Here is an 8,595-nt window from a genome sequence, read left to right on the forward strand (position 1 = left end):
GCCGGGGGGCGGGAAGCCGGGGCCGAAGCCCGGTTCCGGTGCGGAAGCCCGGTTCCGGGACCGGAGCCGGCGTCCGGAGCCGTTCAGACGTCCGAAGGCTCCGCCGGATCGTCGGGCTCGCCCGCCACGACCAGCCGCGGCAGGTGCTCGGAGATCTCGTCGCGGGCCCCGGCCGGCAGTCCGGAGTCCGTCACCAGCGTGTCCACCTGGTCCAGGGAGGCGAACGAACTCAGCCCCACCGTTCCCCACTTGGTGTGGTCGGCGACCACGACCACCCGGCGCGCCGACTGCACCAGACGCCGGTTCGTCTCGGCCTCGGCGAGGTTCGGCGTCGACAGCCCGGCCTCGACCGATATCCCGTGCACCCCGAGGAACAGCAGGTCGAAGTGGAGCATCGCGATCGCCTGGTCGGCCACCGGCCCCACCAGCGAGTCGGACGGAGTGCGCACACCGCCGGTCAGGACGACCGTGGCCGCGCCCTGACGGGGATCCGAGGTGCGCTGCGCCGCGTGGAAGACGTCCGCCACCCGCACCGAGTTGGTGACCACGGTGAGGTCGGGCACGTCGAGCAGCCGGCCGGCCAGCGCGTACGTGGTCGTACCGCCCGAGAGGGCGATCGCCGCGCCCGGCGGGACCAGTTCGGCCGCCGCTCGCGCGATGTCGTCCTTCGCGCTCAGCTCCAGACCGGACTTGGCCTCGAAGCCGGGCTCGTGGGTGCTGGCCTCGACCAGCGGAACCGCGCCGCCGTGCACCTTCTCCAGCACGCCCTGCCGGGCGAGGGCGTCGAGGTCGCGGCGGACGGTCATGTCCGACACGCCGAGCTTGCGGGTCAGTTCGTTGACCCGGACTCCGCCGCGGCGCCGGACCTCGTCGAGGATCAGGGCGCGCCGCTGCTCCGCGAGGAGGTTCTGATTCTCGCTCACGTACGCTCCGGTTCCTTTCGCCGCCAAGCCGTCCGACACGCCCCGCGCACCCGGTCCGACGGGCACCCTCCTCCCGTCGCCGGTGCGCAGGCGCCCCATCCTCGCATGCCGCGGCGAGGGCGGTGTTCCCGGTCTTCAGCGTGGGCATGTCATTGTTGTCCCGGGGGTTGTCCGTTCGGCGCCCGGATCGGGGGGATTCCGTGAGAAGGGGTGCCGGCCGCCCCGGCAGCGGAGATCCTGTTGCCCGCACGGACGGATCCGACGGCGCGTCACGGGGGAAGTGCGAAGCGGTGGAACATCCGGAAGAGGACAGACCGGCCGGGCGGACCGGGCCGGCCGGGACCGGGGGCGCCCCCGCCGAACGGCCGAGGGACCCGGGGACGGCCCTGGAACTCCTGGTCCACGGGGTGGGCGGCGCCACCCCGCAGGACATGCTGGGCGATCCGCACACCGTGCGGATCGCCGGTGACGACGTCGCCGCCGTGTTCCGGCGCGCCGACGACGTCCGGGCGGAGCACCTGCCCGCCGCCCACCGGGACGAGCCGGTCCCCGAGGCCTACGTCTGGTGCAACCTCACCTCCGGCAACGGCACCCGCGCCCTCTGGCTGCTGCTGCTGCCCTTCATGGTCGTCAACCTGGCCCACTGGATGCGCCCCGCGGCCCGGGACCGCGGGCGCCTCGTCCGGCTGTACGGACTGCTGGTGCGACTGGCGGCACTGAGCCTGACGGTGCTGCTCGTCGCGGCGGCGTGCGAGGTCGCCCTCGACCTGGCGGCCTGGCAGTGCGCGGGCACGCGGGCGTGCGCCGACCGGCACTCCTGGCTCGGCTTCCTGTCGCCCGAGGCGTCGGGCGACGGCTGGTGGAGCGAGCCGGGACGCCGGCTCGGCCTCGCCGCCCTGGTGCCCGCCGCCCTGACCGGGCTGCTGTGGTACCTGTCCCTGCGCACCTGGAGCGCGTACGAGTCCCAGCAGCCGATGGCCCACGAGCCCGAGGACGGTGGCCCCACCGCCATGAGCCGGCCCGGGTTCTGGTACGGCCGCCGCCTGGTCGCCCGGCTCCGCGCCGCGCACACCGCCGCCGGACTGCTCACCGTCGCCTTCGCGGTCGCCCACGCGGCCGCCCGGCACGACCGCGCACCGGGCGGCTCCGAGGCACTGGCCCTCCTCGGCCTCCTCGTACAGGCGGCCCTGTTCGCCGCCGGGGCCGTCGTGGTGTGGGCGGTCTGCCGCCGGGGCCGCACCGACCGCCGCCCGGACGACGTCCTCGACACCCGCCTGCTGCGCCTGCTGCCCCTGGCCGCGCTCCTCCTGCTCGCCCTCTGCCTGGTGTACGCCGGGTGGCGGCGCCCCGGCTGGGAATCGGCGGGACGGCTGCCCGGCGACATGACCTTCGGCGCGCTCTCCCTCGTCCAGGGCCTGCTCGTGATCGTCCTCGCCGGCGTCGCCCACGCCCTGTACCGCAGCGCCCCCGACCGGCGCGCCGCCATGCGGGGCCTGGCCGGACCGGCCGTCATGATGCTGGCCTGCGCACTGGGCGGCGTGATGTCCGGCGGTGTGGCCCAGCGCGTCTCCGACTGGCTGGACGGCACCGGGGCGTCGATCCCCGGACCGCCGGTGGTCCTGACCTGGCAGGCGGCCGTGATCCCGCCGCTGCTCGTTCTGTTCCTCGGACTCTGCTGCTGGCTGGCCCGGCGGGCCTGGCTCATCGCCCGCGACGAGCAGGCCGCCGTGGCGCGCGAGTTCCCGGACGAAACCGGCGACCCCGCCCGCACCCGGCGGATCGCCAACGCCCGCGCCATGGCCTCCCTCACCGACCGGGGACCCCGCATCGTCGCCCTCACCTCCGCCGCGACCCTGCTGCTGGGCGCGGGCGCCCTCGTCGGCGCGCTGACCACCGACCGCACGCCGGGCGAGGCGGCCCGGGGAACCCACGCCGTCGTCCACGGCGCCGCCGAGACGTCGCAGGCCCTGGGCTCCTGGCTGATCGGACTCGGCTTCGTGCTGTTCGTCACCTGGGGCCGGCGCGCCTACAAGGACGCCTCCGCGCGGCGCACGATCGGCATCCTGTGGGACGTCGGCACCTTCTGGCCGCGCGCCGCCCACCCCTTCGCCCCGCCCTGCTACGCCGAACGCGCGGTGCCCGACCTGACCTGGCGGATCGAGACCTGGACCCGGGCCACCGGCGGACGCCTGGTGCTCTCCGGCCACTCCCAGGGCAGTGTCCTCGCCGCCGCCGCGGCCTGGCAGCTCACCCCGTCCGCCCGCGGGCGCGTCGCCCTGCTCACCTACGGATCCCCGCTGGAGCGGCTGTACGGCCGCTGGTTCCCCGCCCACTTCGGGCCGGACGCGCTCGGCGCGCTGCACCGGGACGTCGACTGCTGGCGCAACCTCCACCGCCGCACCGACCCCATCGGCGGCCCGGTGGGGCTGTCCGGCGACCGCGGCCCGGAGGTGGACCGTCCCGCGCTCAAGGACCCGCTGGCGTACGGCCGCACCGAGAGCCATCCCCTGCCCGCGCCGATCCTCGGCCATTCCGACTACCAGGCGGACCCGGCCTTCGCCGAGGAACGCCGGCGGCTGCTCGCCCGGCTGCGGCCGGGCGTCCCGGCACCGCGCCGCACGGAGGACCCCGGCGACGGCGCCCGCACCGGCACGCGGCCGTCCGCCGGGTGAGGGGCGAGCCGCGACGCGTGCGGGCCTCCCGGGGCGAGGCAGTCCGGCTCAGGGCAGTTCGGGGAGGTCGTCGGCGAACAGGAGGGTCAGGTCGTCCGTGCTCGGCTCCGGCAGCTGGGCGACCCGGCTCGCGTGCCGCTCCACCATCGCCTCGAAGGTCTGCCGCGCCGTACGGCCGTTGCCGAAGGCGGGACCCTTGGGCAGCTGCGTGAAGTACTCCAGCAGACCCTCCGAGGCACCCGGCGCCAGCCGGTACTCGTGCTCCTCGGCCTGCTGCTCCACGATCCGCAGCAGCTCACCGGCCCCGTAGTCGCCGAAGGTGATCGTCCGTGAGAAACGGGACGCCACACCCGGGTTGACGGACAGGAACCGCTCCATCTCGGCCGTGTACCCCGCGACGATCACCACGACCGCGTCCCGGTGGTCCTCCATCAGCTTCACGAGCGTGTCGATGGCCTCCTTGCCGAAGTCACGCCCGGAGTCCTCGGGGGAGAGCGCGTACGCCTCGTCGATGAACAGCACGCCGCCGCGCGCCCTCTCGAAGGCCTCCTGGGTGCGGATCGCCGTCGAGCCGATGTGCTCGCCGACCAGATCGACGCGCGAGACCTCGACCAGGTGCCCCTTCTCCAGCACGCCGAGGGAGGCGAGGATCTCGCCGTACAGCCGCGCGACCGTGGTCTTGCCGGTGCCCGGGGACCCCGTGAAGACCAGGTGGCGCTTGACGGACGCGGCCTTCAGCCCCGCCCGCTGCCGGCGCCGGCCCACCTCGATCATGTCGGTGAGGGCCCGCACCTCCCGCTTGACGCTCTCCAGTCCCACCAGCGCGTCGAGTTCGCCGAGCACGGTCCTCGACGGGCGCGGTTCCTGCTCCGGCTCGGACACCGGTGCGGGCGGCGTCCGCCCGGGGGCGGGACCGAGCAGGCCCGGGGAGTGCCCCGTGGTCTGCACGGCCGGCTCCGGGGCCGCCGGCGGCGCGAGACCGCCGCTCTCGTCGCTGGTGCAGTCCTCCACCACCGGACCCCCCGTGCCGGGAGCCGTGCCGCTCTCGGCGAACTCGTACCCGCCGCGCGCGCAGCGTTCCGTGCGGCACTTGCGCAGCGTCGTCCGGCTGCCGTCTATCACGTGGAAGCCGTAGCCGCCGCTGCCCGTGACCCGGCAGTCGAGGAAGCTGCCGCGACCGCCGGCCGAGACGTAGACCCCGGCCTCGGCGGGGGACTCGACGGTGCAGCGTTCCACGGTCGGGTCGGCGCCCTTGGTGACGATCACGCCGGTCTGCGTCCCGTCCAGGGTGCAGTTGTTGAGGGTGCCGCCGCTGCCGTGGTCCCGGAACCAGGCGCCCGTGGCCGCCTCCCGGATCCGGCAGTCGTCGAGCTGGGCGGTGGCGCCGTCACTCACCGACACGGCGGTGTTGCGCACCTGCGACAGGTCGCTGTCGACCACGTCCGCGCGGGAACCGCGGTCGAGGACGAACAGGGCGTCCGGCACGTCGTGCACCCGGCAGGAGTCCAGGACGACGGTGGCGCCGTCGCTCACCCACACCGCCGGATAGTCGCCGGTGCTGTCGAAGATCTCGCACTGGTTGGCGTCCGCTCGGGTGCCCGGGTCCCACACCGACAGGCCGTTGCGGCCGAACTGCCGCACGGTGGTGCGGGTCATGGTGAGCACGGAGCGGGAGCGCAGGTCGACCGCGTTCTCCGGGATGTCGTGGATACGGCAGTCGGCCAGCGTCAGCACCGCGTCGGTGTCGAGGGTGACCCCGTCGCCGGTGGTGCGGTGCACGTCGCAGTCGGTGAGGTGCGCGGTCGCCCGGCCGGTCACCTGGACACCGCTGCCCCGTACCTCGTAGACCTCGCAGCCCACGGCCTCGAGCGCCGAGTCCTCCCCGGTCGCGGTCAGGCCCGAGCCCGCGGCGTGGTGCACGCGGCAGCGCTCCAGGCGGGGACGGGCGCCCCCGCGCACCGCGACGCCCGCCTGCCCCGCGGCGACGACCTCGCACTCCTCGAACACCCCGCCCCCGCCGTCGAGCACGGCTATGCCGATCCCCGCCGGATTGTCGACCGTGCAGCGGCGGACCGTCGGCCGGCCGCCGCCGCGCACCTCGATGCCGGTCGCGGACCGGGTGACCACCCGTATGTCCCGCAGCTCCGGGGTGCCGTCCTCGACCAGCAGGGCGGGCGCCGCCGCGTCCTGCCCCTCCACGTGCAGGTCCTGGACCACGGCCGAGGCGCGCACGGTCAGCGGAACCCCGTCCAGGGGCGCGATGCGCACCGAGCCGGGCGAGCCCTCGGGGCCGCGCAGGGTCACCGCCCGCTCCACGACGAGATTCTCCCGGTAGGTGCCCGGGGCGATGGTGAGGACGTCGCCCTCCGCCGCGGCCTCCAGGGCGGCGGCGAGCGACGCGTACTCACCTGTGCGGCGCCGCCACCGCGATGTGCCGGTGTGCGTCACCTGGACCGTGCCCTGTGCCATGGCGTAGCTGTGCCCCCACCTCGTCGTACGCGGGTTTCTCGTCGATTCCTTCGGCCGGACCACCGTAGCGTGCGCACGGCCGCCGGATTGACCAGAGGCGGAAGGCGGCCGGCTTCCGGCGCCGGCCGGTCCCGCCCCGGCCGGGTCCCGTCGCGCCTCGTACCCGGTCCGGGCCGGCGCACCGGTGGCGGACCGCCGGCCGCGGCGGGTCCGTCCGGCGGGCGGGTCCGCGCCGCGTCCGTCAGGCGAGGACCGTGACCGGATCGCCGACCCGGACCGTACCGGGCGCCAGGGGCACCAGGTTCTGCCCGAACACCAGCCGGTCGCCGAACCTGCGGTGCCTGCCGAGCGCATGCAGGGGTTCCCGGCCGCGCTCGGCGGTGCGCTGGTCGGTGGTCGTCACCACGCACCGGCCGCTGGGCTTGGCGACGCGGAAGGCGACCTCGCCGACCGTGATGCGCGACCAGGTGTCCTCGGCCCAGGCGGCGGTGCCCCCGACGACCAGGTTCGGCCGGAAGCGGTTCATGGGGAGGGGGCCCTCGTCCGCGTGACCGCCCCCGGCGACCAGGGCGTTGAGGGCGTCGAGGGACGCGGTCGTGGTGAGCAGCAGGGGGTAGCCGTCGGCGAGGCTGACCGTCTCACCCGGCAGCGCGAACTCGGGATCGACCGGCCGGCGCGTGGCGGGATCGTCCAGGTGCACCAGACGTACGCCGGCGCCGAGGAAGGCGCTGCACCAGGCGTGCACGGCGTCGTCCTCGGCCGGCACCACGTCGATCCTGTCGCGGAAGACCTCCGCCCGCTCGGTGCGGCCGCCCGGTGCGGGCACGGCCACGGTCACCGGTTCCCTGCCGGGTGCGGACAGCCGCAGACCGCCGCCGGGCAGCGGCTCGGCGGCGGCCAGTGCCAGGCGCGGGTGCCTCCGCTGCGTGACGACCCTCCCCCCGTCGTCGATCAGCATCCAGCGCCGGTCTCCGGCCGGTCCCCAGGGCTCCACGGCGACCTCCCGGAGGGGCAGGCTCCGGAAGGCCTTCACCGGATGTACGTGAATCGAGTGCAGCAGCGGGTTTCCCATGGGGGCATCGTGCCGGACGGCGACGACGGCCCCGGGGCCGCGGCTCCGGGCCGGCGGTCCACGGGACGGTTCGGGTCCCGGGGCGCACCGCCCGGAACGGACCGGTATCCGGCGGGTGCCGGGTACCGCTCAGTATCCGCGGTACTGCTGGTTGTTGTACGGGTCCTGGTAGGGAGCCGGCGCCGGGCGCGGGGCCGCGGGGCGCATCGCCTCGTACCCCGCACCGGCGGCGGCCGGCCGCGGCTGCTGCGGCTGGGGCCCGGGGTAACCGCGCGGAGCGGTGGCCTGCTGCGGGATGTACGGAGTGGTGGCCTGCTGCGGGATGTACGGCGCGTGCGCCTGCTGGAGCGGGGCCGGCTGCTGCGCCTGCGGATAACCGTAGGCGGGCTGGGAGGGGGCCGCGGGGAGCGCGGGCAACGCCGACGGGAGCGCGGGCAGATGACTGCTCGGCACGTCGTAGGCGGAGGGGACCCGGATCGGGGCGATCTGCGGGGTGCCCCGCTCGGCCACGAGGGAGTCGTAGATCGGGGTGTCCGGGAAGGAGGCGGAGTAGTAGCCGCCGCCATAAGTGGAGCGGGGGGAGGTCATGGCCATAAGTTAAGCCCACGATGTGCTGGTTGGGGAGACCGATAAGAGGGTTGTTTTCCGGGCCCGACGCGCCCTGGGACAGCTAATCCGGGCGAAGTTGGATGAAACGGCTGTACATCCTGATGACCGGCTGGTAAAAGCCGAGTTCCAGCCAGGTTGGCCGGGGTGACCGGCCCCTCCGCGCACGCCCCGTGGGAGTTCCCGCGCACGGGTACTAGGTTGTGCGGACGGAGCGCGACGCATGCCGGGCCCCGCCCGGCGAAGTGACACGTGAGGGGGGCGGACATGTCCATGCTCAAGGGAGCGAACACGCCGGTGCCGACCACGGCACTCCGGGTGGAACTGGGGTGGCGCACCGGCCCCGGAGTCCCCGACGCGGACGCCTCCGCGCTCCTGCTGGCCGGCGGCAAGGTCCGCTCCGACGGCGACTTCGTCTTCTACAACCAGCCCGCCCACTCCTCCGGAGCCGTCCGGCACGAAGGCAAGCGGAACGCCGGCGGACAGGTCACCGACACCCTCCTCGTCGACCTCGCACGCGTGGAGCCCGGCATCGAGACGGTGATCCTCGCGGCCTCCTCCGACAGCGGCTCCTTCGGCCGGATCCCGGGCCTGTACATCGAGGTCAAGGACGCCGCGCGGGGCACCGTCGCGGCCCGCTTCGACAGCGCGGGCGCGACCAGCGAGAGCGCCTTCGTGCTCGGCGAGTTCTACCGCCGCCAGGGCGCGTGGAAGTTCCGCGCGGTCGGACAGGGCTACAGCAGCGGACTCGAGGGGCTGGCCACCGACTACGGCATCACCGTGGACGAACCGCGGCACGCCGCTCCCGCGTCCCCGGCGGCGGTAGAACTCGCCGAGCACGAAGGCGCTCTCG

The 8,595-nt window shown here is 74.9% G+C and carries 6 protein-coding genes; 2 read left to right on the forward strand and 4 right to left on the reverse strand.

The window, feature by feature from the left end; all coding sequences use genetic code 11:
• Positions 1-83 precede the first annotated feature (83 nt).
• The gene (locus AOK18_RS20370) at positions 84-923 is read right to left on the reverse strand and encodes a DeoR/GlpR family DNA-binding transcription regulator (RefSeq protein ID WP_055575118.1); all 840 of its coding nucleotides are present in this window, start codon (positions 921-923) and stop codon (positions 84-86) included.
• A 431-nt stretch (positions 924-1,354) separates the two neighbouring features.
• Between AOK18_RS20370 and AOK18_RS20375 the strand changes: the two genes are divergently transcribed.
• Positions 1,355-3,595 carry a hypothetical protein gene (locus AOK18_RS20375; RefSeq protein WP_240503253.1) on the forward strand — a complete coding sequence of 747 codons (2,241 nt, stop codon included), beginning with the start codon at positions 1,355-1,357 and terminating at the stop codon, positions 3,593-3,595.
• A 48-nt stretch (positions 3,596-3,643) separates the two neighbouring features.
• On the opposite strand, the gene AOK18_RS20380 is transcribed toward AOK18_RS20375, so the two are convergent.
• The 3 genes from AOK18_RS20380 to AOK18_RS20390 form a co-directional block, all read right to left on the reverse strand.
• Entirely contained in the window at positions 3,644-6,064 is a 2,421-nt protein-coding gene (locus tag AOK18_RS20380; RefSeq protein WP_055695305.1) for a right-handed parallel beta-helix repeat-containing protein, read from the reverse strand.
• A 241-nt stretch (positions 6,065-6,305) separates the two neighbouring features.
• Entirely contained in the window at positions 6,306-7,136 is an 831-nt protein-coding gene (locus AOK18_RS20385; protein ID WP_055695306.1) for an MOSC domain-containing protein, read from the reverse strand.
• A 129-nt stretch (positions 7,137-7,265) separates the two neighbouring features.
• Positions 7,266-7,724: a DUF6643 family protein gene (locus tag AOK18_RS20390; RefSeq protein ID WP_055573459.1), complete on the reverse strand. Its 459-nt coding sequence runs from the start codon at positions 7,722-7,724 to the stop codon at positions 7,266-7,268.
• Positions 7,725-8,015: 291 nt separating this feature from the next.
• Here AOK18_RS20390 and AOK18_RS20395 point away from each other — a divergent pair.
• A partial coding sequence (locus AOK18_RS20395) for a TerD family protein (RefSeq protein ID WP_167738713.1) occupies positions 8,016-8,595 on the forward strand: 580 nt, incomplete at its 3' end.

This window comes from Streptomyces prasinopilosus (assembly GCF_001419695.1).
Taxonomy (GTDB): Bacteria; Actinomycetota; Actinomycetes; order Streptomycetales; family Streptomycetaceae; genus Streptomyces; species Streptomyces prasinopilosus.

Bases quoted from the DNA above. Each gene is read 5' to 3' on its own strand.
- AOK18_RS20390 (WP_055573459.1), bottom strand. From the start codon at position 7,724: ATGACCTCCCCCCGCTCCACTTATGGCGGCGGCTACTACTCCGCCTCC.
- AOK18_RS20385 (WP_055695306.1), bottom strand. From the start codon at position 7,136: ATGGGAAACCCGCTGCTGCACTCGATTCACGTACATCCGGTGAAGGCC.
- AOK18_RS20380 (WP_055695305.1), bottom strand. From the start codon at position 6,064: ATGGCACAGGGCACGGTCCAGGTGACGCACACCGGCACATCGCGGTGG.
- AOK18_RS20375 (WP_240503253.1), top strand. From the start codon at position 1,355: ATGCTGGGCGATCCGCACACCGTGCGGATCGCCGGTGACGACGTCGCC.